The organism is Aminivibrio sp., from assembly GCF_016756745.1.
Lineage (GTDB): Bacteria > Synergistota > Synergistia > Synergistales > Aminobacteriaceae > Aminivibrio.
In genome coordinates this window covers 59,385-83,749 of sequence record NZ_JAESIH010000037.1, presented here as the reverse complement: position 1 = coordinate 83,749, position 24,365 = coordinate 59,385, and the positions used below count along the sequence as shown (strand labels likewise).

The window sequence follows — 24,365 nt, the reverse complement described above, 5'->3', positions numbered from 1 at the left end:
GGTGGCGCAGAAGGAGAGCCCCGGGAACTTCCTGCTCATGCACGCCATGGGCCCCAACGTGGCGGGTGTTATCGGGACCGCCGTGGCCGCAGGCGTCATGCTCACTCTGCTGAGCTGAAAAGACCGGAACCAGTAAAAAACAAAGCCCCTTTTCTTATTCGGGAAAGGGGCTTTTTTGTTTACCTGCCGGGAGACATTTCTATATGCCTTTCCATGGGCAAGTGTTATTATATCGGATGGAAAATATTCCGCAGGTAATGATGTCTGCGTCCGGTTTTATGATCTTCAACGGGGGAGGAGATTTTGAATGAAAATTGCCATAGGTGCAGATCACGCAGCTTTTCCGCTGAAAAGGATCCTGGTTTCCCATCTCAGGGAGAAGGGATCCGAAGAAATACTCGACATGGGGACGGATACGGATTCCCTGCCCTGCGACTATCCCGATATCGCCCTGAAGGTCGGTGAGATGGTGGCCCAGCGAAAAGCCGATCGGGGTGTGCTTCTCTGCGGGACGGGTGTCGGTATGTCGATAGCGGCGAACAAGATCCCCGGCGTGTACGCGGCCCATTGCCACGACGTTGAAACGGCGAGCATGAGCCGGCGGCATAATAATTCCAATGTGCTTACCATGGGAGCCCGGATTCTTTCTCCCGAGAAGGCGGTCGAAATCCTGGATGTCTGGCTTTCCACGGAATTTGAAGGGGAGCGGCACTCGAGGCGCCTGAGCAAGATCGCCGATTACGAGCAGAAAATCTGCCCGAGCTGCTGCCTCTCGGACAAGGGCAAAACGGTCATATTCGATCACCCCCTCGTGCAGCACAAGGTCAGCATCATCAGGGACAAGAACACCTCGGTGAAGGAATTCCGGGAACTGGTCCAGGAAATTGCGGGGCTCATGGTGTATGAGATTACAAGAAATCTTCCCTTGGTCAAGATACAGGTCGAAACCCCCCTCGCCCTTGCCGACGCCTATGCCCTGGAAGGTAAAAAACTGGCCGTCGTTCCCGTTCTCCGGGCGGGTCTTGGAATGGTGGACGGCATTCTCCAGCTCGTACCAAACGCCAAGGTCGGGCACATCGGGCTGTACCGCGACCCGGAAACGCTGATGCCTGTGGAATATTACTGCAAGCTTCCGGGCGACATCAGCGAACGGGATATTCTCATTCTCGACCCCATGCTGGCCACAGGCGGCTCGGCCTCGGCTGCCATAAGCCTGGTGAAGGCACGGGGAGGCAAGAAAGTTTCACTGGTCTGTATCATCGCAGCGCCCGAAGGCGTATCGAAAGTGCACGGAGACCACCCGGATGTGGACATCTTCGCCGCCGCCCTTGACAGCCACCTGAACGACCACGGCTATATAGTCCCCGGCCTGGGCGATGCTGGAGACAGGCTTTTCGGCACGAAATAGGCTATCCTCGTGGAATTCGCACTGAAAAATTTTTTTGTCGCAGCACCGCTGCTCCTCCTTTGGGGACTCTGTGTCACGCCCCTTTCCATAAGCCTGGCGAACCGTTACCGCATTGTCGACCATCCCGGGGAGCGGAAGATTCATACATCGGTTACTCCCAGGGGGGCAGGTATCGTCCTCTGGCTAGGGTTCCTTCTCTGGTGCCTTTTCGCCGCCGGAGAGCACCCGGTCGTCAGGTTTATCGGCACGGGAAGCACCATGGTCTTCCTCAGCGGATACAGAGACGATATGAAGAGCATTGCCCCCCTGGTGAGACTCGGTGTGCATCTTTTTGCGGCGGTTATCTTCTTCGTACCTGTGAGCCTGCCCCCGGCCCACGTTGCCGTATGTCTTTTCTGGATTACGGGAATGACCAATGCCTATAACCTGATCGACGGTGCCAACGGGCTCTGCCTGCTCATGTTCATTTCAGCGTGTCTTCTCTCCTCACCCCTCGGAAACACCACTGTTTTTCTCTCCCTTGCCGCCCTTGCAGGGGGAGTTCTGTATTGGAATTTTCCGAAGGCAAGGACCTTTCTCGGAGACGGCGGGACGACCCTTCTCGGATACCTTTTTTCGTGCTTTTTCATTTATACTGTTGCCCCAAGGCTTGGAGCGGTAGGGGTGATCGAACTTCCCTTCCTTCTCCTTCTCGCAGGGGGGGTTCCCGTGGCGGATACGCTGTTCGCCATATTGCGCAGGGTCTGGAAAGGAAGATCCCCCTTCCTCCCTGACAGGGGGCACATACACCACCGTCTCCTCGACAGGGGGATCAGCCCCTTTTGGACGGTGATTCTTCTTACCTTTATACAGTGCCTTGTCGTCGGTTCAGGAGTATTTCTTTTCACCGCCCGGCTCTCCTGATGCATTCTCTTCCTGAAATCCGGAAGAGAAAGGCGGCCAACACCATGAAAGACGGAGCTGTTTCACTCATGAAGAAAAAAATAGCATGCGTAATAGGAACCCGTCCCGAGGCGATCAAAATGGCCCCGGTGATCTCCGCCCTTCGGGAAAAGGGGCTGGACGTCACCGTCCTGGCTACAGGTCAGCATTCCCAGATGCTCGATCAGGCCCTGGCTTTTTTCGAGATCAGGGCTGATGTGAACCTTTCCGTAATGGAGGAGAGACAGTCCCTGGACCAGCTCACGTCACGGGTACTTCTCGGCGTGGGTGGCTTTCTGGACAGAGTTCCGACGGATCTCCTGCTCGTTCACGGAGACACGACGACGACAATGGCCGCCTCCCTGGCGGCATTTTACAGGCATGTTCCGGTGGGGCATGTCGAGGCGGGGCTCCGGAGCGGCGACCTCGGACGCCCTTTCCCTGAGGAAGTGAACAGGATCATCACCGACAGGCTTTCAACCCTTTGGTTCGCACCAACGGAAGGAGCGGCGGAGAACCTGCGGAGAGAGAACCTGCCTGTTTCGCCGGAGACGCTGTTCGTAACGGGCAACACCGTCATCGATGCCTTGTTCCGGACCCTTGAAAAAAAACACACGCCGTCCCCGGAACTTGCTTCGCTGATCTCCGGGGACGACCAGGTCATTCTCATGACCGCCCACAGGAGGGAATCATGGGGAAGCCCGCTGGAATCGATCTGCCTCGCCATGAGGGATATTCTGGAAGCTGACGGCCGCGTCCGCATCCTCGTTCCCCTTCATAAGAACCCGTCCGTAAGGAATGTGATACAGCGTTTTCTTGCGGACGAAAAAAGGGTCACCTTGTGCGAACCCCTTGATTATCCTGATTTTGTCTGGGCGATGAACAGAAGCTCTCTTATCCTCACCGACAGCGGGGGAGTACAGGAAGAAGCGTCAGGCCTGAAAAAGCCCGTCCTTGTTATGCGGGATCTCTCCGAACGGCCCGAGGCCCTCGAGACAGGGACGGCTCTCCTTGTGGGTACTGACCGCGAAACCATAAGAAACGTCACGGTGAGGATCCTCTCCGACGGGGCATTCCGCGAAAGCCTGTTGAACCGGGGGGAGAACCCCTTCGGAGACGGAACGGCATCATTGAGGATAGCCGACAGCATTTTCTGTTATTACGAAGGCCGTTAAAATCATGGTATAGTAGTTAATTATGATTTCCCACCAAAATTTCGGGAGGAATTGACCAGTGGAATCCAAGATGGAAATTATCGGCGGTAAAGCCCTCAGGGGAGTTGTCGAAGCCCAAGGAGCGAAAAATGCATCCCTTCCGGTTATGGCCGCCGCTCTTCTTCTAAAGGACAGTACTCTCCGCATTACCCGCGTGCCCAATCTTCTCGACGTGAACACCATGGCTGACCTGCTCAGGAGTCTCGGTGCTGAAATTGCTTTCAGCAATCATATCATGGAAATTCATACCCCGTCGGAAATATCCTGGGAAACTCCGCCGGATCTCGTCAGAAAAATGAGAGCCTCATCACTCGTTCTCGGGCCTCTTCTCGCACGGTGCGGCAAGGCTGTCATGCCCCTGCCCGGAGGATGTTCCATCGGAAGCAGACCCATCGACCTTCACCTGAAAGGGCTGACGAAGATGGGTGCCACCATAGAGCTTGTGCATGGAGCAGTGCACGCTCATACCAGCGGACTGACCGGTTGCCGTATTTACCTTGATTTCCCTTCGGTGGGAGCCACGGAGAATCTTATGATGGCCGCCGTATTCGCCAGGGGGGAGACTGTACTGGAGAACACGGCGCGGGAGCCCGAAATCTATAACCTCGTGGAGGCCCTGAAATCCATGGGCGCCCAGGTGGAAGCCGACGGGACCGGGGTGATCCGCATCCAGGGAGTGGACGCCCTTCAGAGTGCCGAGTCAAGGATCATTCCTGACCGTATCGAGGCCTGCACCTACATTCTTGCGGGGGCGGCAACCAACGGCGAAGTAACGGTGGCCGGAATCATTCCCAACCATATCGATTCCCTCCTCGCGAAACTCGAGGAGGCAGACGCTTCCCTCACAGTCAAGGAAAGCGAAGTCACCATCCATCCTTCTCCCAGATTGAAGGGAGTATCCCTCAAAACGCTTCCCTACCCCGGATTTCCCACGGATCTTCAGCCCCAGATCATGGCTGCCCTCTGCCTTGCCCAGGGAACAAGCGTGATTCAGGAAAGCGTTTTCCAGTCCCGTTTTCTTCATGTCAGCGAGCTGAACAAAATGGGAGCTAAAATTGACATCCAGAGTAACTCCGCCATCATCACCGGTGTGGACCGGCTTACGGGAGCTGACGTGGTGGCCACCGACCTGAGAGCGGGAGCCGCTCTTGTCATAGCGGGGCTTGCCGCCGTGGATTCTACTTATGTGTATCACCTCGGCCATATTTTCCGGGGATACGAGGATATGGACAGAAAACTGACGGATCTAGGCGCCGACGTCAGGGTTATGGCAGGCGACACAGGTGACGGCTGCGGAGCCGAAAAAAACGTCCGGGGAAGTTTTCCTGCTCTCGGCGGCTGAGAGGCCATTTTTACAGGCTGGTCCGGGGGGAATGTTTTCTTGGCTACTGAAATAAAATTCCCTGTTTCAGCAGGCTGCCGCGTGATTGCCTTTGTCGGTCCCGCAGGTACGGGGAAGAGCCAGAGGGCACAGATGGTGGCCCAGGAAAATGAAGTGGATTTTCTGATAGACGATGGTCTTGTGATCTCCAAGGGAAGAATAATGGCCGGGAAGAGTGCGAAATCCGAGCGGAACCTTGTCAGGGCCATACGGAGAGCGCTCTTCCAGTTTCCCGATCACAGGAAGACGGTACAGGCCTTTCTGCGGAAATCAGCTCCCTGCAAGATCATGATTATCGCTACCTCAATTTCCATGGCGGAGAAGATTACCAGGGCCCTCGAACTGCCGTCCCCCGAACTCATCATCGACATAACCGAGGTCGCCTCTCCAGAAGAAATTATCAATGCCAGGAGAGAGCGTCATGAGAAAGGACAGCACGTAATCCCCGTTTCCAGGATCCAGTTGAGGAAAAATTTCGCAGGCAAACTGGTGGGACACCTGAGGGGCCTTTTTAAAAGCGTGGACAGGGAAGAGGGTGAGCGTACCATCGTGAGGCCGCCCTTCAGCTTTTTCGGGGCCCTGACCATCGACTCCACCGCCATAGAAGACCTGGTCCGCCACGTAGTGTCTCTGAGCCAGCAGGTTGAGGCGGTGAAGGATATCCGCGTGCGCTCGTCGGAGGATGAGATTTCGTTGGAAATAACCGTCAACGTGACGCCGGGGAAGTTCAATTTCCGGCAGCTGGGAAAAGTGCAGCAGAAGCGGGTTGCTTCAGCTGTCCGCTATTTTACCGGCATGGATATCGGGAGCGTCGATATAAGCATTGCGGAGGTGGTGTTGCCATGACCCTTTTTCAGAGCAGCGCGGACAGGGATGAAGCCTGGGCGGAGCTGCGAAAAAAAGTGGAAGGCTGCACCAGATGCGGCCTCTGCTCTTCAAGAAAGAACACTGTTTTCGGGCAGGGGAGCCGAAACACTCCCCTAGTGTTCATAGGTGAAGGGCCGGGAGCGGAAGAAGACGAACAGGGCGTCGCCTTTGTCGGAAGGGCTGGACGTCTGCTCACCCAGATTCTCGCCTCGGTAGGCATCCGGAGAGAGCAGGTTTTCATTACGAACGTGGTAAAATGCAGACCGCCGGACAACAGAGTGCCCGCCCCGGATGAGATGATGGCCTGCAGCCCTTTCCTGGAAGCCCAGCTGGCTCTTCTTCGCCCACGGCTCGTTGTCTGTCTCGGGAATACCCCGACGAAGTGGCTTCTGAGAACTTCCGAGGGGATCACGACCCTTCGGGGGAGATGGTTCCCCTGGCGGGGGGCCCTTCTTCTTCCCATGTTTCATCCGAGCTTCCTGCTGAGAAACGAATCCAGAAAAAAAGGAAGCCCGAAAGAACTGACCTGGAGGGACATCAATGCCGTCCGGGAGAAACTCGGTGAACTCGGAGCATCTCTGCCGGAAGAGGACGAAAATTCATGAAGGCCTATCCCGTCCCGTCTCCCTTCCATGTAGCCATCATTATGGACGGCAACGGCCGATGGGCGGAGAAACGGTTCCTTCCCCGCCTTCTTGGGCACAGGGCCGGGGTAAAGGCCCTCGAAAGGACGGTCCGGGCTGCCTGGAATCTTGGGGTTACCCATCTTTCGGTGTATGCCTTTTCCACGGAAAACTGGAAGCGGCCCGAAATGGAGATCAAGGGTCTTATGAGCCTTTTCCGCTTTTCTCTCCGGCGAAAGGTCGACGAGATCAAACGGGAGAATGTCCGGCTCCGTTTCGCGGGAAAACGGGACAACCTTCCCCCCGACGTGGCGGAACTCATGGAGTGGGCCGAGAGGGAGACCGGCATGAATACGGGGCTCACCCTTGTGGCCTGTCTGAATTACGGAGGGCGGCAGGAAATCCTCGACGGAGTGAATGCCCTGATTGCGGAAGGAAGGAATCAGCCTCTCACTGAAGAGGACCTGGACCGGAAGATGTATCACCCCGACCTTCCTCCGCCGGATCTTATCATCCGGACGAGCGGTGAGCAGCGGTTGAGTAATTTCTGGCTCTGGCAGTGCGTTTACAGCGAACTGTATTTTACCGATGTCCTCTGGCCCGATTTCGGGCCCGGCGATCTGGAAAAGGCCATCGCACAATTTACCTGCAGGGAGAGACGATATGGTGCAGTCAAATGAAGCATTGAAAGAACTGGCGGTAAGGGGAGGTACAGGGGCGGCCGTGGTGGCTGTCGTCCTGGGGGCCCTGTACGCCGGAGGGATGACTTGGACTGTCCTCGTTTCGGTTCTCGCCCTTGTCTCCCTCGGGGAGTTCTACAGTATGCTTTCGCGAAAATTCAAGGTTTCCAGGGGCGTCGGTTTTCTGGCCGGCGCGCTCATTCTCTTCACGGCTTCGGACGGCATCCACCCCATATCCCTGGTGCTCACCCTGAGCATTACGGCCTTTGTCATCCTTTTCGTGGAGATACTGCGAAGGCAGATCAGGGGGGAGAGCTTTGCCATCTGGAACATGGGAGGCACCTTGGCGGGCATTTTGTACATCATCATTCCATGGACTTTCATGATCCTGCTTCGGAGACTTCCGTCCGGGGCGATCCTCCTTTTTACCATGTTTCTCTGCACCTGGTGCTGCGACGTGGCGGCATACCTTATCGGATCGCGGTGGGGGAGGATCCGGCTGTGTGAAAACGTCAGCCCCAAAAAGACATGGGAAGGATTTCTCGGCGGACTTTCCGCCGCCCTTCTTGCCGGAGTGTCCGTAGCGTTTGTTTTGGAAACGCCTCCTCTTCCCTTCCTCTTTGTCGCCCTGATCTGCGGCGTAGCCGGCCAGATCGGCGACCTTGCGGAGTCGGTCATCAAGAGGGAAAGCGGGGTAAAGGACAGCGGAAGCGTCATCCCCGGCCACGGAGGCGTACTGGACCGTTTCGACGGCGTTCTTGTCAGCGGCCTCCTTGTTTACGTTCTTTTCGGGGTCATCCTTCGATGAAGAAAGTTCGTCTTTTCGTCATCGGCTGTACAGGAAGCGTCGGCAGTTCCGTTCTTTCCGTATGCCGGACTTTCCCCGATTTTTTTGAAGTTCGCGCCCTGGCGGCCCAGTCTTCCTTCTCGGAAACAGCGAAACTTGCCGAGGAATTTCAGGCTGACCGGGTGGTGCTCTCCGACCCTGAAGCTGCCGCAAATCTCAGACGGTCCTGCGGCGACAGCCTGAAGGTCCTCGGAGGCGCCGAAGCTCTGGAGGAAACTGCCGCAAGCCCCGATATCGACCACGTGGTCGTGGCGTCCTCGGGAACGGGAGCCATCGGAGCCCTTATGGCAGCTCTGGGGAGCGGCAAGGATGTTTCTCTTGCCAACAAGGAAAGCATCGTGGTCGCGGGGCAGTGGGTACTGCCGCTCCTCGGCCGGAAAGGGCAGCTCAGGCCCCTTGACAGCGAACATAACGCGGTGTGGCAATGCCTGGGGGATAGGGACCCCGCTTCGGTTTCCCGGATCATCCTCACGGCATCGGGGGGACCTTTCCTTACTTTTTCCCAGGAAGAGCTGGAGACAGTGACTCCTCTCATGGCGGTGCGCCACCCGGTGTGGAGCATGGGGGCCAAGATCAGCGTGGACAGTGCTACTCTGATGAACAAAGGGATCGAAATCCTCGAGGCCATGGCACTCTTCTCTCTTCCCGCCGAGAGGGTAGATGCCGTCATATGTCCTGATTCTTTCGTCCACGGCATCGTGGAGTTCAGTGACGGCTCGTTTCTCCTCTCCGCCTCCTCTCCCGACATGCGTCTTCCCTGCACGTCGGCACTGTTTTATCCCGAAAGAAGCCCCTTCCCGCCTGTCCCGGTCCCTCGCCTGCAGGAGAGGACCATTTCCTTCCTTCAACCGGACGAACAACGTTTTCCCTCGCTTCGTCTCGCAAAGGAAGCCGCCAGGAAGGGAGGGGCTTTCCCCGCTCTCCTGGTGGGGGCTGACGAGGTGGCTGCGGACCGTTTTCTGGCAGGTGATATCGGCTTTACCGAGATTCCGTCTGTGGTGGAATCGGTTCTGGAACAATGGAACGGACCGGCACCGGCTTCTCTAGCCGATGCCCTGGAAATCCTGGACGAAGGAAGAAGGCTTGCCGCTGCGGTTTGTCAGCGGCTGAAAACTTTCCGTCCCGCAAGGAGATCGATCTGAATGGCGAGTCTGCTGTCTTTTCTATTAGTCATAGGTATTTGCGTTGTGATCCATGAGTACGGACACTACATTACGGCAAGAATTTTCGATGTCCAGGTGCACGAGTTCGCCTTCGGCATGGGGCCGGTTGTCTTCCAGCGAAAGGGGAAGCATACCCTGTGGTCGGTCAGGGCTTTCCCGGTGGGCGGTTTCGTCCGCCTGGCAGGAATGGAGGAAGAGAACGAGAATGAGACCGTCGAGCCGGGCAGAGCTTTCTACGACAAGGCTGCCTGGAAGCGTTTTCTTATCCTGGTGAACGGCTCTGTGGCCAATGTCCTGCTCGCCCTCCTGCTGACGGCCGTTTTCCTTTCGGGACACGGTGTGGTCAATCTGGAGGAAACCGTTGTAGGAGAGGTGATGGAAGGGTACCCGGCGCAGGCCGCAGGTGTCGTTCCGGGGGACAGGATACTTTCCGTTAACGGAACCCCTGTGGAGACCTGGCGGGCCATGTCCGAGAAAATCCGGCAGGAAGCCCCCAAAGGCCCCGTCCTCTTTTCCGTCCGCCGAGGAGAGGCGATCCTTTCCATATCAACAGTGATTCTTCCGGACAGAGAGCAGGGAATTCCCCTTTTCGGAATCCGTCCCGGCATGAAACGATTCCCCGCCGGGGAGGCATTGTCCTCTGCCCTTTCGTACACGGTGAATATGAGCATCGAAATGGTCAGGGGAATAGTCCGGTGGGTTACGGGTGCCGAGAAAGTGGACGTCACCGGGCCGGTTGGAATTGCCTCCATGGCCGGTGAAGCGGCAAGGAAGGGGCTGTGGACCTTCCTTTCCTTCCTTGCGCTCATCAATCTCAACCTCGGGCTGATCAACCTTCTTCCGTTTCCTGCCCTGGACGGAGGGCGCCTCTTCTTCACAGCGGGGGAAATGGTCCTCAGGAGACGGTTACCGCCAAAGATCGAGAATTACATCCACATGACCGGATTTTTCCTCCTGATCACGCTCATTCTCTACATAACGTGGCAGGATATCCTTCGCCTGTTCGGGGGGTAGATGTTCATGGCAGGAACGGTCACCATCGCCGGTCTCTCGATCGGAAACGGCCACCCTGTGCGGGTGGAGAGCATGCTCAAAATACCCCTCTCCTCGAAGGAAAAGTGCCTCGAGCAGTGCCGATCACTCGCTTCCTGCGGCTGCGAGCTGGTCCGGGCAGCATTCCCTTCCCCGGATCTCGCAGGAGACCTCGCATGGCTGAACGAAAAATCTCCCGTTCCTCTCATGGCGGACATTCATTTCGATCCCGCCCTCGCCCTGGCGGCACTGGAGGCTGGAACGCCGTCCATCCGGATCAACCCTGGAAACATGACTAGGGCGCGTCTCCGGGACGTGGTTGCCTCAGCCCGGGAGAAACAGGCGGTCATACGGATAGGGGCCAACGGCGGGTCTCTGAATTCTGTCCAGCTGGAGAAGGCCGGCGGAGTCCGTTCCGATGCTCTCGCGGCGGCGGTGGAAGAACAGCTTCTGATTCTCCGGGAGGAAGGCTTTGAGGATATAATATTATCGGCAAAGTCTACTTCCGTTCATGAAACTGTCCGGGCGAACTCTCTTCTCGCCCTGAAATATCCCGGCTATCCCTTTCACATAGGGATCACCGAATCGGGATACGGAAGGGACGGTCTGGTGAAAAGCGCGGCGGGGCTGGCCCTGCTTCTCGGGCAGGGCATAGGGAACACGATCCGCGTCAGCCTCACCGAGTCTCCCCTCGAGGAAGTCCGGGCGGGATACTCCCTGCTCAGGGCCCTGGATCTGAGGCAGCGGGGAGGAAGCCTTATTTCATGCCCAACCTGCGGACGGAAAAGGATCGAGGTCAGAACGATCGCCGACATGGTGACGCCCTGCCTGGAGAACCTGCCGGACGGGGTGACGGTGGCCGTGATGGGGTGTGAAGTGAACGGACCCCGGGAAGCAATGGACGCCGATTTCGGGATTGCCGGTTCTCCCCGGGGTGCGGTGGTATTTTCGAAGGGAACCGTTTTGTTGAAGGATGTTTCCCTGGAGAGGGTGCCGGAACTGCTTGAACGTATGGCTTGCAGGAACACGGCGGAAAAAAAGCAAGGATAAGAGACAATAAACACACTTGGAAAATGGAAAGGGGAAAGAACTCAATGCCGGTAAACCTGAAAGGAAGAAGCTTTCTTACGCTGATGGATTTCTCGAAGGATGAAATTTATTACCTGCTCGAACTCGCTGCGGACCTGAAGGCGAAAAAGAGGGCGGGGATACGGGGCAATGCCCTCCAGGGCAAGAATATTGCGCTGCTGTTCGAAAAAGCGTCCACCCGAACCCGCTGCGCCTTTACAGTCGCCTGCATCGACGAGGGGGCACATCCGGAATTCCTCGGAAAGAACGACATTCACCTCGGAGGCAAGGAAGATGTGAAGGACACCGCAAGGGTCCTGGGAAGGATGTTTGACGGCATAGAATATCGAGGATTCAAGCAGTCGATGGTGGAGGAACTTGCGGAATATGCCGGGGTTCCCGTCTGGAACGGCTTGACCGACGTAGACCACCCGACCCAGATTCTCGCCGACTTCCTTACGCTCCAGGAGAATTTCGGGAGAATTCTGAAGGGATTGCGCCTCGTGTACTGCGGCGACGGAAGAAACAACATGTCCAACGCCCTGATGATCGGATGTGCCAAGCTGGGAATGCATTACGTGGTCGCCTCCCCGGCCTCTCTCTTTCCGGAGCCGGGCCTCCTGGAGCAGTGCAGGACCCTAGCCTCGACCTCCGGCGGTTCGGTCACGGTTTTTGAAGATCCTTTCGAAGCTGTGAAGGGTGCCGATGCGGTGTACACCGATGTCTGGGTTTCCATGGGCGAAGAGGAAAAGAAAAAGGAACGGGAAGCTCTCCTGAGGCCCTACCAGGTTTCCATGGATCTCATGAAGGCCTCGGGAAAGGACGGAACCATATTCCTTCACTGCCTTCCCGCAGTCAAGGGGCAGGAAGTTACGGAAGACGTGTTCGAGGCTCCCTTTTCGAAGGTTTTCGATGAGGCGGAGAATAGGATGCACACAATAAAGGCGGTCATGGTGGCCACCATCGGAAATCAGTAATTTTTCCCACAAGGAGGGAAGAGGAATGGAAAACACGAGGCTTTTCCGCTGCGCCTCCTGCGGAGAGGAGTTTCGCCTGGGGGAGGGGGAGCGTACTCTCCGATGCCCTTCCTGTGGAAGCAAAGTGCTGGTGCTTCTTGAGGGCGAAAGGCTGTCAAGGAAAAAGTGCGGAGGTTGCTCGGGCGGTTCCTGCTCGACCTGAGGAGGATGAAGAAGGGCAGCCGGCGGCTGCCCTTTTTACAATACGGCGGAAATGGAAATGTCGATGGTTTTGATTCCCCTGACGGAAGACAAGGCATCCTCGAAATTTTTGATGGTTCTTGCGTCTCCCTTCAGGACGATGCATTCCATACAGTTGTTATGATCCACGTGGACGTGGGTAGTGCAGATGATCGCCTCGCCGAAATCATGCTGCAGGGAAGTGAGGGACCCCGTGGCGTCTTTGATGTGGTGGTCATACATGATGGTCACGGTGCCGAAAACGATCCCGTCGCCCCGGGACCACATTTCCCTCGAAAGCCGTTCCCTGATAAGCTGCCGCAGGGCCTCGGACCTGTTCTGGAGCCCTTTGCTCTTAATGTAGAGGTCGAACTCGGACAGAAGCGATGCCGGAACGGCCACGCCGAATCGAACGAGCGAATCCATACAAACCCCTCCTGTTCGTCATGTCTCCAGGGAGTATAATAAACTGAAATTCCCTGTTTGGGGGAGGTTTTTTTTGGATAATTTCTTTTGTGTCAGACTTTTGCCCGGCAAGGGACAGAAGAAGGTACCCGCCTTGGGTGGTGACCGCCGCGGTGAAGCATGTATCGCCCTGTTCAGGGGAGGTGTTGTCTGCTCTCCGTCACGCGTTCTCAATGCCAGCGCTTTTCTTGGCATTGAAGACGACGGTTCCCTTCTTCTTCTGGATGACGGCGGCAATGTCCTGTTCCGCTACAGGGGAATGCACGGAAAGGAAGCCGGGGCGGATTTTGCCTTTTTCCCGCTGGGACGGTTTTTCTGTGCCCTTGCCACGGGGCCGGATCTGATGGCGCCGGAACATGCCCGGTGCCTTTCCCTGGCAGGGGCTGACCTTCTTCTGGCCTTCCTTCTTCCGGGGGAGAGCGGAAAGGCCCCCTTCGAAGCAGTGGCAAGAACACGGGCGGCGGAAAACCGAATGTTCGTGCTTCTGGCGGATTCTTCCGCTCCGCCCGCAGCCTTCAGCCCTGACGGATGCGAAGTTCTTCCGTCCCCTGCGGAGGGCGGGGGAAAAGAACTTCGCTTTTCCGGGGATCTTCTTTCGCAGGAGCGATATGAGGAGGTCCGAAGAAAAGATCTCTCTTATTTTCTTACGGCCCTGTGAGAGAGGGTTCTCTGTGCTACAATATCGGGGCGATCTCCCCGCCGGATCATTTTTGACGGAGAAGAACGCCTTTTCTTCCGGTTTTATGAGGCAGTGCAGTGATTCTTTTGATCTATAGAGGGGTGAGTTTCTTGTCCGGGCATTCAAAATGGGCAAACATCAAGCACAGAAAAGCGGCACAGGATGCCAAGCGGGGCAATCTGTTCCAGAAACTCGTGAAGGCGATTATAATTGCGGCCAAAGAAGGCGGCGGAGATCCAACCATGAATATGCGCCTCAAGGCCGCCATCGACCGGGCAAAGGCTGCGAGCGTGCCGAATGACAACATCATCAGGGGCATCAAGAGGGGAACCGGAGAAATAGCGGGAGCCCAGTATGAGGAGATCACCTACGAAGCCTACGGGCCGAACGGAGTGGCCATCCTCATCGAAGTATTGACGGACAACAGGAACAGGGCGGCATCGGAAATCCGGGCACTGCTTACGAGAAACGGCGGTTCCCTCGGAGAGGCAGGAAGCGTCGCCTGGATGTTCGAGCGGAAGGGGATAATTGAAGTCAGCGGAAAGGACCTCGATGAGGAAAACCTCATGACCGTCGCCCTTGAAGCCGGAGCAGAGGATCTTGAGCAGCAGGACGAAGGGTACTCGGTGTACACCGATGCTGCATCCCTTTCAGACGTGAGGGACGCCCTGGAAAAGGCAGGCTATTCCATCAAACGGGCGGAAACGGAGATGGTCCCGAAGAACACGGTCCAGATCAGCGACCCCGAGAAGGCGCGAAAAGTGCTTCGTCTTATGGACCTTCTCGAGGAAAACGACGATACCCAGAATGTCTACGGAAACTTTGACATTCCCGATGAAATCATGGAAAGCCTGGAAGGATAGAGAAGGGCTATTGCTCAAATGCATCGGCATTGATCCCGGACTGGGAAGGATGGGGTTTGCCTCGGTGATCTGCGAAGGGCATGTTTTTCGATCCCTTTCCTATGGCTGCGTCGAAACTCCTCCTGCCGAAACAGTCCCCGTCCGGCTGAACATGATTTATGAAAAGCTGGGTGAGCAGGTTGAGTGCTGCTCACCTGATTTTATGTCGGTGGAAAAGCTCTTTTTCGGAAGAAACATCAGCACGGCGGAGTATGTCTGGCAGGCGAGGGGAGTTGTCCTCCTTCTCGCGGCGAGGTACGGGCTGCCCGTTTTTGAGCCCAAACCATCCCAGATCAAGCTGGCCGTATGCGGTTACGGAACGGCACCGAAAGAGCAGGTGCAGAAAATGGTCCAGCGCATCCTGAACCTGGACTGTATACCGAAACCCGACGATGCCGCCGATGCCATTGCCGCCGCTGTTGCCGGCTTTTTCCTTTTTGCAGAGGAGAAAAGAACCGCTCCGTCAGGAGGAAGTCATGCTGCGATTTCTTTCAGGTAAGGTTGTTTCCGTTTCCGATAGCATCGTGGTTATCGACGTGGCAGGATTCGGCTTTGAGCTTCTCTGCACCGGAAGAGCGGCCGCCATGTGCGGGGAAGGGGAGCCCGCCCTGCTGGTGACCCATCTTCAGTTTGCCGAAACCGGTCCGTCCCTGTTCGGGTTCGCCGACGAACGGGAACGGGGGCTCTTCCTGAAGCTCACAACCGTGAAGGGTGTGGGCGGGAAAATGGCCATGAATATACTGAAAGCCGCTTCTTCCGACAGGGTGATCGACTGGCTCGTCTCTTCCGATATCGAGTCCCTCGTCAAAATCCCCGGTATCGGCCGGAAGACGGCGGAAAGACTCTGTTTCGAAATGCACCGCCATCTTGCAGGGGGACACTCCGACCTGAATATCGACGGAGTGTCCCATGAAGGTCGGAGCCTTGATCTCGCCATGGAAGGTCTTCGATCTCTCGGTTTTTCCCAGGGCGATGTGGCGGCCGTTTTCAGGAAACTGAAGAACGACGGAGCCGTTGAAGAAGATTCCACGGCGGAGCAGCTTATCCGCATGGCCCTGAAAGAACTGAAGCGGAATTGAGGTGATTCCCGGTGACAGAGGGAAAACGGCGTTTCCTTGACCCTGTCGACGGGGCGGGGGAGGATGAGACCTCCCTCCGGCCCTTGTCGCTCGGTGAATTTGTAGGACAGGAAAAACTCAAGGAGAAGCTTTCCATTTTCATCCAGGCCGCCCGGCAGCGGGGCGAATCCTTGGACCACTGCCTGTTTTACGGTCCCCCCGGACTGGGAAAGACAACTCTCGCAAGCATCATCGCGAGGGAAATGGGAGGGCAGCTTCGGGTCACCACCGGGCCCGCTCTCGAGAAGACGGGAGACTTGGCGGCAATATTGTCCAATCTGGAGCCCAACGACGTGCTGTTTATTGACGAAATACACCGCCTGCCCTCGAACGTGGAAGAAATCCTCTATCCGGGGATGGAGGACTTTTCGCTGCATATCATTGTCGGGAAAGGGCCGCTTGCGAATAATATCTGCCTTACCCTGCCGAAATTCACCCTCGTTGGAGCGACAACCCGCCTCGGACTCCTCACGTCGCCCCTCCGGGCCCGTTTCGGAATCGTGGAGCAGCTTTCCCTCTACGACGAAACGGAACTCGCCGGGATCGTGGCCCGGGGAGCGAGAGTCTTGGGAATTTCCCTCCGGGAAGAGGCAGCCGCCGAAATAGCCAGGAGATCCCGGGGAACTCCCAGGATCGCTCTTCGGCTTCTGCGGAGAGTGCGGGACGTGTCGGAGGTCCGGGGTCTTGTCTCCGTGGACGGTGCCGTTGCCGTGACGGCTCTCGACATGCTGGGCCTTGACTCGAACGGCCTGGACGAGGGTGACAGGAGAATCCTGAGGATCATCGTCGAACTGTTCGACGGAGGGCCGGTTGGCCTTTCGACCCTCGGTGCGGCCCTGAACGAGGAAGTCCAGACGATCGAGGATATTTACGAGCCGTACCTTATACAGCAGGGGCTCATTGAAAGGACCCCCCGGGGAAGAAAAGCCACGAAAAACGCTTGGCTCTATCTCGGGAAAACACCGCCCGCAGAAAAGCAGGAACAGTGGCAGCTACAGTTTCCAGAGGAGGAATAAGCCTTGACGGGAACAGGAAAACTTCTTATGGCCGCCGGAGCGATTCTTCTGGCGGCGGGTGCGCTTCTGTACATTCTCGGCACGTTTTTCCCCATGCTCGGTAAACTGCCCGGAGACATTGCCGTGACGAAGAAAAACGTCACCATCTATTTCCCCCTGACCACCATGATCATCGTCAGCGTCGTCCTGACGTTGATACTCAATCTGATTTCCAGGTGGATAAAATAACAGATGAACGACTGGAGGTTGCCTCATGCATCGAACGCTTCGAGTTTCATTCGCCGCCCTGATCATTCTCTTCCTTTTCCTTCCGTCTTTCCGGGCAGAAGCGAGAATGGTGTCGGTGGGACTTTCTATCGGCCAGTCCACCGTCAGGATTTCCTCGGCATCGGCGATGACCGCCGCCGATGGCGCCGGAAAGCGACACTCCATAGGCGGCACCGCAGAATTCCGGGCTGCGGGCGCAGGGACGGTAAAGACCGGCAACCATTCTTTCCGGCTCCCAGTCACGATTTCCGGGAAATCCCCTCTCTCCTTCAACGGAAGACGATACCGGGGGACTTTCCGAATCATTTCTTCCGGGGCGGGGATTACCCTGGTCAATGTGCTCGATCTTGAAGAATACCTGAGGGGAGTCCTCAAGATGGAAATCAATCCCGCCTGGCCCCAGGAGACCGTCAAGGCCCAGGCTATCGTTTCCAGAACCTATGCATTGAGAAGCATCCGGCAGAACAACGGAAAGAACGGGTTCGATCTGAGAGATTCGGTCCTTTCCCAGATTTACCGGGGAATAAACGCCGAGGACAAAAGGGCCGATCAGGCAATCTCCGCGACGAGGGGCGTCGTGGTGCTCCATGGCGGGGATCTCGCCTTCACTCCTTTCCACTCGGACAGCGGGGGAGCCACTGCGGACGTGACCAACGTTTGGGGTGGCTCCATGCCCTATCTGAGGGGAGTCAGCGAACCCTATCCCGTGTCCTCGCCGAACTCCAGCTGGGAGGTCCGTCTTTCCGCCTCCCAGGTGGAGGATGCTCTTCGGCAGGCCGGGGTGGATGTGGGGCCTCTCCGCGATCTCCGCATAGGCGAGACCGATGCTTTCGGCAGGGCCAATACCCTGGTAGCCGTGGGAGCAAGGGGGACCCAGTCGGTGAAAAGCCATGCCTTCAGGATGGCTGCAGGCAGCAACGTAATCAAGAGCACCTTTTTTTCCATCTCGTCCAGGGGAGGAACCAACGACTCCATGCCCATGCCTCTTCCCTTGCGTTCACAGACCCCCTCCCCTGCCGGCGGGGGAGGGAAGGACATCCCCACGTCGAACACGCCTATGTCCGCTGCCGAGGAACGGCAGCTCACAGCCCTCACGGAGCAGGGGGTATTCAACGCGGAAGAGCTGATGGATATGCTTCTGAACCCTGAAAAGCGGAAGGGATACCTCATCCGCGCACTCAGGACCAGGAGACCCGAGGCACCATCCCTGCCTTCACAACCACAGTCGTCTTCGGGAGGGTTTGTTTTCCGCGGCAAGGGTTGGGGACACGGGGTCGGCCTTTCTCAATGGGGAGCGAAAACCCTTGCGGAGAATGGATGGGACCACAAAAAAATCATCCAGTTTTACTTTCCCGGGGTCACCCTCGGGAAAATGTAGCGAGGCGCATCCCTTTGGACCTTTTCGACCTCGCTTCCTACGATTATTTTCTGCCTGAAGAACTTATCGCCCAGAATCCGGCCGAACCGAGGGGCTCCTCTCGTCTCATGGTCCTTTTCAGAGAAAGGGAGGAAATTCTCCACAGCACCTTCGGCTCTTTGGGGGACTTTTTGGATGAAGGCGACCTCCTTGTGCTGAATGATACCAGGGTGATTCCCGCACGGCTTTTCGGCTCGAAAAAAAATGGCGGCGGGAAGGTGGAAATACTGCTTCTCAAGGCGCTGGACACCGACTTTCTGGAGTGGGAGGCCCTGGTGAAGCCCGGAAGGAAAAATCCTCCGGGAACGAAGATTTTCCTCGCCGACGGAACGGAGATTGTTGTCGGTTCCCGGGGTGAGGAGGGCGTTCGAAGCGTCGCCTTTCCGGAAGGTACGGCGGTGTTTCCCCTCCTGGAGCGAATCGGGGAGACCCCTCTTCCCCCCTATATAACCTCGTCGTCGGTTCCCCGTTCGTCGTACCAGACGGTTTTCGCCCGAAAGGACGGTTCCGCGGCAGCCCCCACGGCAAGCCTGCATTTCACCACCGGGCTGCTCGGGAAGCTCCAGCGGGAAAAAGGCGTCCGCCTGGGCCGGCTCACTCTTCATGTGGGGCTCGGCACCTTCCGCCCGGTGAAAAGCGCGGACATAAGGGACCACAAAATTCACGAGGAATATTGCTTCCTTCCCGCAGAAACCAGAGAACTCATCCTTGAAACGAAGCGGAGAGGGAGAAAAGTGATCGCTGCCGGAACCACGGTGGCAAGGACCCTTGAATCTCTGGGCGGTGAGGACGGTTCATTGGAGTCGGGCGAGCGGATGACCCGACTGTTTATTTATCCGGGATACGGGTTTAAAATTATCGATGGGCTGATTACGAACTTCCATCTTCCAAAAAGTTCTCTCCTTATGCTGGTCGCCGCATTCGCAGGATATGAATTTACCATGAAGGCCTACAGAGAGGCGATTTCCCGGAGGTATCGTTTTTTTTCCTTCGGAGACGCCATGTTCATTCGATAGAAAGAGGTGAACACTATGTGGTTATGGGAATGCTTCACTCCCCATCCGCCGGTGCTCGTGCCCCAGGTGGGAAGGGGAAGGGAAGAGGAAGCACGGCAATCCGTCGGGGCCATGAAGAAACTCGGCCGAATCCTGGGAGAAGAAATGCCTTCGCTGCTCCTGATTCTCTCGCCTCATGCCCCCTTTGCGGGAGGGATCACCTTTTCGGTGGCGGAAAGCTACGGAGGGGATTTCTCCATGTTCGGCGCTCCAACACCGCAGTTTGCCTTTCCCGGAGCCTCGGAAAGGGGTCTTCGCCTTGCCGAAGATCTATCCTCGAGGTTCCCGGTAGTTGTGTCCAGGAAAAAGAAACTGGTTCTGGATCATGGAGCCCTCGTTCCCCTGAACTTCCTTTCAACCGGTGGTGGCAGACAACCGGAGATCATCCTCGCGAACCCCATAGGGCTCTCTCCTTCCGTGGCCTTCGAACTTGGTACGTATCTCGCTTCCCTTGCTGACAGCGACCAATGGGGACTCGTGGCCAGCGGGGATCTTTCCCATAAAGTGACCAGGGAGGCTCCGGCGGGCTTTTCTCCGGCAGGGGCCCGATTCGACAGCCGGGTCGTGGAAGCGCTCAGAAACAATGACCCTTCAATCCTTCTCCGCCTCAGTGCCGGCGAGATTGAAGAGGCAGGCGAATGCGGCCTTCGTTCATCCCTCGTATTTTTGGGGCTCGCCCGAAAAAGGAGCGTCCGTTTTCTTTCCTACGAGGCTCCTTTCGGTGTAGGATATGCAGTGGCCTATGCCCCGCTCCACGCTGCGCCTGACCTGGCAAGAAAGGTAATCGAAACTTACCTGGCCGAAGGGGAAGAACGGGCGAGGGAAGAAGCAGACGACTTTTCCGACCTGCCCGAGATGACCGAAAAGGCAGGCTGCTTTGTCTCCCTGAAGAAAAAAGGCAACCTCAGGGGCTGCATCGGGACAATCCTTCCAACGAAAGCCGCCCTTGCCGAAGAGATTGCGGAGAATGCCCTCTCGGCCGCCTTCAAGGACCCAAGGTTCCCTCCCGTTGAACAACGGGAGCTCGAAGATATCTCCATATCTGTGGACATACTCTCCATCCCCGAGGCTGTGTCCGACATCGCCCTCCTGGACCCGAAAAAGTACGGCGTGATCGTGGAAAAGGGATGGGCCAGGGGCGTGCTCCTTCCTGACCTTGAAGGCGTTGATACAGTGGAAGCCCAGTTGTCCATCGCTGCCCGAAAAGCGGGGATTGCCGACTGGCGTACCGCTGCGGTCAGGAAATTTACCGTCCGGAGGATCAGGGAGATGGATCGTTCATGACGAACGGTTCCCATGAGGCGCCCTTGTGGAGACGGGAACAGGAGAGAATCCGCTGCCTTTTATGTCCTCATTGCTGTCTTCTCGCACCTGGAGAAACAGGAAAATGCCGTGCCAGAAGACACGAGAAGGAGAAAGGCATCGTTTCCCTGAACTACGGGAAAATTTCCTCTGCGGCGGTGGACCCGATTGAAAAGAAACCCCTCTATCATTGGAACCCCGGAACGTCCATCCTGTCTCTGGGAACGGTGGGGTGCTCCATGGACTGTCCGTTCTGCCAGAACTGGCGTATCGCTGGATGGGATCCCTCTCTTTCGCTCGCCTCAATGGCCCCGGAGGACGTAGTCCGCTCGGCGGCGAAGACAGAAAGCAAGGCGGTCGCCTTTACTTACAACGAGCCCCTCGTGTGGTTCGAATTTCTTCTCGATGCTTCCCGGGCTCTTCGGGAAGAGGGAGTGTCCACGGTGCTCGTGAGCAACGGGATGATCCTCCCGGAACCTCTCGAACGACTGCTTCCGTTTGTTTCAGCAGCCAACATAGACCTGAAGGCCTTTACTCCGGAGGCGTACCATTTTCTCGGAGGAAACTTGGAGGCAGTAAAAAACACGATCCGGACCCTCATAGCCGGCGGCGTTCACGTGGAGGTCACCTTCCTCCTGGTGCCGGGCATAAACGACGACAGAGATGCCTTCAGCCGCATGGTCGACTGGCTCGCTTCCCTTGATCCTCAGCCTGTTCTTCATGTCTCCCGGTACTTCCCCGCCAGGAAATGGACAGCGCCGCCCCCGTCGAAGGAGATGGTGGGGGCGTTCTGCGACCTGGCCCGGAAGAGACTTCCCTGGGTCTATCCCGGCAATACTGGAGAGCGAAGCGAAACAAGATGTCTTTCCTGCGGGGGGCTTCTTCTCGCAAGAAGAGAGTATTCCATACTTGCGAACAACCTTGATCCCCAGGGAAGATGCAAGGCGTGCGGCACCCGGTCGCAGATCATTATAACCGAATAATCTGGAGCTGTTTGAATGAAAAAACGACTCTTCCTCGCGTTCTTCCTTCTCGCAGCCGCTGCTGCCCTCGGATTTGCCTACAGGGCAATCTACTGCCCGGCTGAATGGTGGCACGAATACCTGCCCTCCGGTGAGGGTGAACCGGTTCCCGTCCTTGTGCGGCAGGGCATGAACGCCAGGAGGGCGGCCGAGGAGTTTGAATCCGCCGGGGTTCTGGAGGGAGGAAAAGCTTCCGACCTGGCGAGATGGATGACCCGGTTTTCCATCGACCGGCGGCTGAAGCCCGGAACATACTCCATACGAAGGGGCTCTCCCTGGGAAGTGGCCAGGCAGCTTGAAAAAGCGGAACCCGCCGTGTCATCCGCCACTATAGTTCCGGGAATGGATTTTTTCTCCTTCCCCGGGATTTTCACGCCTGCTCTCGCTCCGGAGACCATGGAGAAAATCCTCACCAGGAACGACCTGTTCCCGAAGGAGATCGCCGCCCAGCTGCCCTCTTCCCAGGAGGAGCGGATAGCCTTCCTTCTGCCGGAAACGTTCCACACAGCGGAAAGCAGCGCGGAAGAGGTTGTGTCCGCGGCGGCACGACTCTGGTGGGAAAGAATCGGGTCGCTGATACCTGAAGAAAAGAGAACGGCGGAATACCTCAAGGAAATGGCGGTCATTGCTTCCCTCGTAGAGAGGGAAGCCTTTTGGGATGAGGAAAGAGCCCTCATCGCGGGAGTTATTGAAAACAGGAGAGAAAAGAAAATGCCGCTCCAGATCGATGCCACTGTGGTGTATGCATGGAAGAAAGAGGGGAAAAATCTGGCTCGGGTCCTCTACAAGGATCTGGAAATTGATTCCCCGTACAACACCTATAAAATTCCGGGGCTTCCGCCTGCACCCATCTGTATCCCATCGGAGAAGTCATGGCTCGCCGCCCTCAGTCCGGAAAAGACAAAATATTTGTATTACGTGGCCGGCCGGGACGGAAGGCATCTCTTCTCCGAAACCCTCAGCGGTCACCAGCAGAACATACGAAAGGTGCGAAGCAAATGACCGCCCCCTGGAAAAAGAACACCGCCCCCGACATGGGAAGGCTGCTTCTCGCTCTTCCGAGGGATTCCATCGTACTTTTCAGCTGGACCGTTTCCGAATACGACGGCCTCGGGTTCGTTACGACGGAAACCGGCGAGGGAGTAGGGGAAATGGAATCCTGCGGGGAGTATGGGGGAAGGAGCGGCGCATGGGGCGTCGTCTCCCTCTTCTTCCCTTCGGAGAAGCGGCAGGACGTGTTAGAATTAACCGATGCCCTGAAATCAGAAGGGATGAGCCTGAATCTTCTTCAGGAGGATGATCCCTCTTTATTCCATGGGGCAAAAACAGAAGAAGACTATCCGGAGGAATTCGATTCGATATGAGTATCAACGCCAGGCTGGGGAAAGCCTTGAAGTCCCTTCTTGCAGAAGGTGCGGATTTTGCGGACCTTTATTTCGAAACATCCTCTTCCCATTCCTTCGTGTACGAGGAAGGAGCCTTCGAGGAGATTTCTTCCTCGAGTTCGGAGGGAACAGGCGCCCGTATCGTCAAGGGAGAATCTACCTCCCACGTCCATGCGCCCGGTGTAGGCACTGTTACAGCCTTTTCGTGCCTTGAAACGGCCGCTTCGAACAGCGGTCTTCTTCTTCCTTTCCGCGGAGGAAGCGATGTCCGGGTGATCGGGGTGGCAGAAACCCTCGCTCCGCCGGATTTTTCCTTCTTCAGGGAGGTGGACGAGAGGATCAGAAGGGGCTCCATGTGGGTGAAGCAGGTTTCCATGCATCTTGAGACAGCCTGCAAGAGTTTCGCCGTTTTCAACAGCGAAGATACCTTTGCTGGAGACAGGAGGCTGTACACTCTCTTCAGCGTGGAAGTGGTGGTGGAGAAGGGCGGCGTTTTGCAGACAGGCTACGAATCAGAGGCCCTTTCACTGGGCAGCCCTGAATTTTTCCGGAAAATTTCCCCCCTGAAAGTCGCTGAAGAAGCGCTGGCACGGGCGCTTCTCATGCTGGACGCGCCGGAATGCCCCGCGGGAACCATGCCTGTCCTTCTCTCCGGCGAGGCTGGAGGGACAATGGTGCATGAAGCCTGCGGTCATGGACTCGAAGCGGACATCGTCCAGAAGGATTTTTCCGTCTACAGGGGCAAAATCGGCCAGGCAGCGGCGAGCCCCCTGGTGACTCTTGTTGATGACGGTTCGCTTCCCGGGCTTCTGGGAAGCGGTGCCTGCGACGACGAGGGAACTCCCTGCCGCCGAAACGTACTCATCGAAAAAGGGGTGCTGAAAAGCTACCTCACCGACAGGACCTCAGCACGGAAGGACGGTCTTCCCCTTACGGGCAACGGCAGACGGAGCTCTTTCCGTTCCATTCCCCAGCCCCGTATGACGAACACCTACATCGAGCCCGGCGCGACATCCCCGGAGGAGATGCTCAGGGGCATGAAACAGGGGCTCTTCGTGCGGAAGATGGGGGGAGGAGAAGTGGATCCCACCTCCGGCGATTTTGTTTTTCATGTCACCGAGGGATATCTTGTCAGGGACGGGCGAATTGCCCATCCTGTCCGCGGAGCCGTCCTCACGGGGAATGGTCCCGATGTTCTCTTCAAAATCGAGGCGGTGGGAAACGATCTCCACTTTCTGCCGGGAATGTGCGGAAAATCGGGACAGAGCGTTCCTGTTACCGACGGCCAGCCTTCCCTGCTGCTCGAAAGCATGGTGATAGGAGGCGCGGGAGCCTGA

27 protein-coding genes are annotated in these 24,365 nt (G+C 56.9%); 26 read left to right on the top strand and 1 reads right to left on the bottom strand.

The window, feature by feature from the left end; genetic code table 11:
* The 13 genes from JMJ95_RS04695 to argF form a co-directional block, all read left to right on the top strand.
* Nucleotides 1-118 (top strand): sodium ion-translocating decarboxylase subunit beta (locus tag JMJ95_RS04695; RefSeq protein ID WP_290683152.1); only part of this gene is annotated, 118 nt, incomplete at its 5' end.
* 189 nt (nt 119-307) lie between these two features.
* Nucleotides 308-1,408, top strand: a complete 1,101-nt coding sequence (gene upp, locus JMJ95_RS04690) for a uracil phosphoribosyltransferase (protein WP_290683146.1) — start codon at nt 308-310, stop codon at nt 1,406-1,408.
* A gap of 9 nt (nt 1,409-1,417) precedes the next feature.
* Nucleotides 1,418-2,311, top strand: a complete 894-nt coding sequence (locus tag JMJ95_RS04685) for a glycosyltransferase family 4 protein (protein WP_290683144.1) — start codon at nt 1,418-1,420, stop codon at nt 2,309-2,311.
* Between the two features lie 44 nt (nt 2,312-2,355).
* Nucleotides 2,356-3,504: a non-hydrolyzing UDP-N-acetylglucosamine 2-epimerase gene (wecB, locus tag JMJ95_RS04680; protein WP_290683142.1), complete on the top strand. Its 1,149-nt coding sequence runs from the start codon at nt 2,356-2,358 to the stop codon at nt 3,502-3,504.
* Nucleotides 3,505-3,562: 58 nt separating this feature from the next.
* Entirely contained in the window at nt 3,563-4,885 is a 1,323-nt protein-coding gene (gene murA / locus JMJ95_RS04675) for a UDP-N-acetylglucosamine 1-carboxyvinyltransferase (protein ID WP_290683140.1), read from the top strand.
* 81 nt (nt 4,886-4,966) lie between these two features.
* Nucleotides 4,967-5,770: a hypothetical protein gene (locus JMJ95_RS04670; protein ID WP_290683138.1), complete on the top strand. Its 804-nt coding sequence runs from the start codon at nt 4,967-4,969 to the stop codon at nt 5,768-5,770.
* Nucleotides 5,767-6,396: a uracil-DNA glycosylase gene (locus tag JMJ95_RS04665; protein WP_290683136.1), complete on the top strand. Its 630-nt coding sequence runs from the start codon at nt 5,767-5,769 to the stop codon at nt 6,394-6,396. The genes JMJ95_RS04670 and JMJ95_RS04665 overlap by 4 nt, the downstream gene beginning before the upstream one ends.
* On the top strand, nt 6,393-7,094 hold the full coding sequence (uppS, locus tag JMJ95_RS04660; protein WP_290683134.1) for a polyprenyl diphosphate synthase: 702 nt from the start codon (nt 6,393-6,395) through the stop codon (nt 7,092-7,094). The genes JMJ95_RS04665 and uppS overlap by 4 nt, the downstream gene beginning before the upstream one ends.
* Nucleotides 7,078-7,902: a phosphatidate cytidylyltransferase gene (locus JMJ95_RS04655; protein ID WP_290683132.1), complete on the top strand. Its 825-nt coding sequence runs from the start codon at nt 7,078-7,080 to the stop codon at nt 7,900-7,902. The genes uppS and JMJ95_RS04655 overlap by 17 nt, the downstream gene beginning before the upstream one ends.
* A complete protein-coding gene (gene dxr / locus JMJ95_RS04650; RefSeq protein WP_290683130.1) occupies nt 7,899-9,083 on the top strand; it encodes a 1-deoxy-D-xylulose-5-phosphate reductoisomerase in 1,185 nt (394 codons plus the stop codon). Before JMJ95_RS04655 ends, dxr begins: the two co-directional genes overlap by 4 nt.
* Nucleotides 9,084-10,118, top strand: coding sequence for an RIP metalloprotease RseP (gene rseP, locus JMJ95_RS04645; RefSeq protein ID WP_290683128.1), 1,035 nt, complete (start codon nt 9,084-9,086; stop codon nt 10,116-10,118).
* Between the two features lie 6 nt (nt 10,119-10,124).
* Nucleotides 10,125-11,186, top strand: a complete 1,062-nt coding sequence (ispG, locus tag JMJ95_RS04640) for a (E)-4-hydroxy-3-methylbut-2-enyl-diphosphate synthase (protein WP_290683126.1) — start codon at nt 10,125-10,127, stop codon at nt 11,184-11,186.
* Between the two features lie 44 nt (nt 11,187-11,230).
* Nucleotides 11,231-12,181 (top strand): ornithine carbamoyltransferase, encoded by a 951-nt coding sequence (gene argF, locus JMJ95_RS04635; protein ID WP_290683124.1) that lies wholly within the window; start codon nt 11,231-11,233, stop codon nt 12,179-12,181.
* A gap of 237 nt (nt 12,182-12,418) precedes the next feature.
* Here argF and nikR read toward each other — a convergent pair whose 3' ends face one another.
* Entirely contained in the window at nt 12,419-12,826 is a 408-nt protein-coding gene (nikR, locus tag JMJ95_RS04630; protein ID WP_290683122.1) for a nickel-responsive transcriptional regulator NikR, read from the bottom strand.
* Between the two features lie 133 nt (nt 12,827-12,959).
* Between nikR and JMJ95_RS04625 the strand changes: the two genes are divergently transcribed.
* The 13 genes from JMJ95_RS04625 (at nt 12,960) to JMJ95_RS04565 (ending at nt 24,365) form a co-directional block, all read left to right on the top strand.
* A complete protein-coding gene (locus JMJ95_RS04625; protein WP_290683120.1) occupies nt 12,960-13,523 on the top strand; it encodes a hypothetical protein in 564 nt (187 codons plus the stop codon).
* A gap of 131 nt (nt 13,524-13,654) precedes the next feature.
* A complete protein-coding gene (locus JMJ95_RS04620; protein WP_290683118.1) occupies nt 13,655-14,407 on the top strand; it encodes a YebC/PmpR family DNA-binding transcriptional regulator in 753 nt (250 codons plus the stop codon).
* Entirely contained in the window at nt 14,379-14,945 is a 567-nt protein-coding gene (gene ruvC, locus JMJ95_RS04615) for a crossover junction endodeoxyribonuclease RuvC (RefSeq protein WP_290683116.1), read from the top strand. The genes JMJ95_RS04620 and ruvC overlap by 29 nt, the downstream gene beginning before the upstream one ends.
* Nucleotides 14,923-15,525: a Holliday junction branch migration protein RuvA gene (gene ruvA, locus JMJ95_RS04610; protein ID WP_290683114.1), complete on the top strand. Its 603-nt coding sequence runs from the start codon at nt 14,923-14,925 to the stop codon at nt 15,523-15,525. The genes ruvC and ruvA overlap by 23 nt, the downstream gene beginning before the upstream one ends.
* Before the next feature lie 11 nt (nt 15,526-15,536).
* Nucleotides 15,537-16,580 carry a Holliday junction branch migration DNA helicase RuvB gene (ruvB, locus tag JMJ95_RS04605; RefSeq protein WP_290683112.1) on the top strand — a complete coding sequence of 348 codons (1,044 nt, stop codon included), beginning with the start codon at nt 15,537-15,539 and terminating at the stop codon, nt 16,578-16,580.
* Nucleotides 16,581-16,583: 3 nt separating this feature from the next.
* Entirely contained in the window at nt 16,584-16,808 is a 225-nt protein-coding gene (locus JMJ95_RS04600) for a DUF2905 domain-containing protein (RefSeq protein ID WP_290683110.1), read from the top strand.
* A 25-nt stretch (nt 16,809-16,833) separates the two neighbouring features.
* Nucleotides 16,834-18,225, top strand: coding sequence for a SpoIID/LytB domain-containing protein (locus JMJ95_RS04595; RefSeq protein ID WP_290683108.1), 1,392 nt, complete (start codon nt 16,834-16,836; stop codon nt 18,223-18,225).
* A 14-nt stretch (nt 18,226-18,239) separates the two neighbouring features.
* Nucleotides 18,240-19,280 carry a tRNA preQ1(34) S-adenosylmethionine ribosyltransferase-isomerase QueA gene (queA, locus tag JMJ95_RS04590; protein WP_367153752.1) on the top strand — a complete coding sequence of 347 codons (1,041 nt, stop codon included), beginning with the start codon at nt 18,240-18,242 and terminating at the stop codon, nt 19,278-19,280.
* 15 nt (nt 19,281-19,295) lie between these two features.
* The gene (gene amrA / locus JMJ95_RS04585; protein ID WP_290683106.1) at nt 19,296-20,603 is read left to right on the top strand and encodes an AmmeMemoRadiSam system protein A; all 1,308 of its coding nucleotides are present in this window, start codon (nt 19,296-19,298) and stop codon (nt 20,601-20,603) included.
* Complete coding sequence (gene amrS, locus JMJ95_RS04580; RefSeq protein ID WP_290683104.1) at nt 20,600-21,604, top strand: AmmeMemoRadiSam system radical SAM enzyme; 1,005 nt, start codon at nt 20,600-20,602, stop codon at nt 21,602-21,604. The genes amrA and amrS overlap by 4 nt, the downstream gene beginning before the upstream one ends.
* 15 nt (nt 21,605-21,619) lie before the next feature.
* The gene (gene mltG, locus JMJ95_RS04575; protein ID WP_290683102.1) at nt 21,620-22,645 is read left to right on the top strand and encodes an endolytic transglycosylase MltG; all 1,026 of its coding nucleotides are present in this window, start codon (nt 21,620-21,622) and stop codon (nt 22,643-22,645) included.
* Nucleotides 22,642-23,007 (top strand): hypothetical protein, encoded by a 366-nt coding sequence (locus JMJ95_RS04570; protein WP_290683100.1) that lies wholly within the window; start codon nt 22,642-22,644, stop codon nt 23,005-23,007. The genes mltG and JMJ95_RS04570 overlap by 4 nt, the downstream gene beginning before the upstream one ends.
* The gene (locus JMJ95_RS04565) at nt 23,004-24,365 is read left to right on the top strand and encodes a TldD/PmbA family protein (RefSeq protein ID WP_290683098.1); all 1,362 of its coding nucleotides are present in this window, start codon (nt 23,004-23,006) and stop codon (nt 24,363-24,365) included. The genes JMJ95_RS04570 and JMJ95_RS04565 overlap by 4 nt, the downstream gene beginning before the upstream one ends.

Bases quoted from the DNA above. Each gene is read 5' to 3' on its own strand.
- JMJ95_RS04655 (WP_290683132.1), top strand. From the start codon at position 7,078: ATGGTGCAGTCAAATGAAGCATTGAAAGAACTGGCGGTAAGGGGAGGT.
- uppS (WP_290683134.1), top strand. From the start codon at position 6,393: ATGAAGGCCTATCCCGTCCCGTCTCCCTTCCATGTAGCCATCATTATG.
- amrS (WP_290683104.1), top strand. From the start codon at position 20,600: ATGACGAACGGTTCCCATGAGGCGCCCTTGTGGAGACGGGAACAGGAG.
- wecB (WP_290683142.1), top strand. From the start codon at position 2,356: ATGAAAGACGGAGCTGTTTCACTCATGAAGAAAAAAATAGCATGCGTA.
- rseP (WP_290683128.1), top strand. From the start codon at position 9,084: ATGGCGAGTCTGCTGTCTTTTCTATTAGTCATAGGTATTTGCGTTGTG.
- amrA (WP_290683106.1), top strand. From the start codon at position 19,296: ATGTGGTTATGGGAATGCTTCACTCCCCATCCGCCGGTGCTCGTGCCC.
- dxr (WP_290683130.1), top strand. From the start codon at position 7,899: ATGAAGAAAGTTCGTCTTTTCGTCATCGGCTGTACAGGAAGCGTCGGC.
- JMJ95_RS04570 (WP_290683100.1), top strand. From the start codon at position 22,642: ATGACCGCCCCCTGGAAAAAGAACACCGCCCCCGACATGGGAAGGCTG.
- JMJ95_RS04565 (WP_290683098.1), top strand. From the start codon at position 23,004: ATGAGTATCAACGCCAGGCTGGGGAAAGCCTTGAAGTCCCTTCTTGCA.
- ispG (WP_290683126.1), top strand. From the start codon at position 10,125: ATGGCAGGAACGGTCACCATCGCCGGTCTCTCGATCGGAAACGGCCAC.
- upp (WP_290683146.1), top strand. From the start codon at position 308: ATGAAAATTGCCATAGGTGCAGATCACGCAGCTTTTCCGCTGAAAAGG.
- nikR (WP_290683122.1), bottom strand. From the start codon at position 12,826: ATGGATTCGCTCGTTCGATTCGGCGTGGCCGTTCCGGCATCGCTTCTG.
- ruvA (WP_290683114.1), top strand. From the start codon at position 14,923: ATGCTGCGATTTCTTTCAGGTAAGGTTGTTTCCGTTTCCGATAGCATC.
- argF (WP_290683124.1), top strand. From the start codon at position 11,231: ATGCCGGTAAACCTGAAAGGAAGAAGCTTTCTTACGCTGATGGATTTC.
- JMJ95_RS04665 (WP_290683136.1), top strand. From the start codon at position 5,767: ATGACCCTTTTTCAGAGCAGCGCGGACAGGGATGAAGCCTGGGCGGAG.
- ruvC (WP_290683116.1), top strand. From the start codon at position 14,379: ATGAAATCATGGAAAGCCTGGAAGGATAGAGAAGGGCTATTGCTCAAA.
- JMJ95_RS04595 (WP_290683108.1), top strand. From the start codon at position 16,834: ATGCATCGAACGCTTCGAGTTTCATTCGCCGCCCTGATCATTCTCTTC.
- mltG (WP_290683102.1), top strand. From the start codon at position 21,620: ATGAAAAAACGACTCTTCCTCGCGTTCTTCCTTCTCGCAGCCGCTGCT.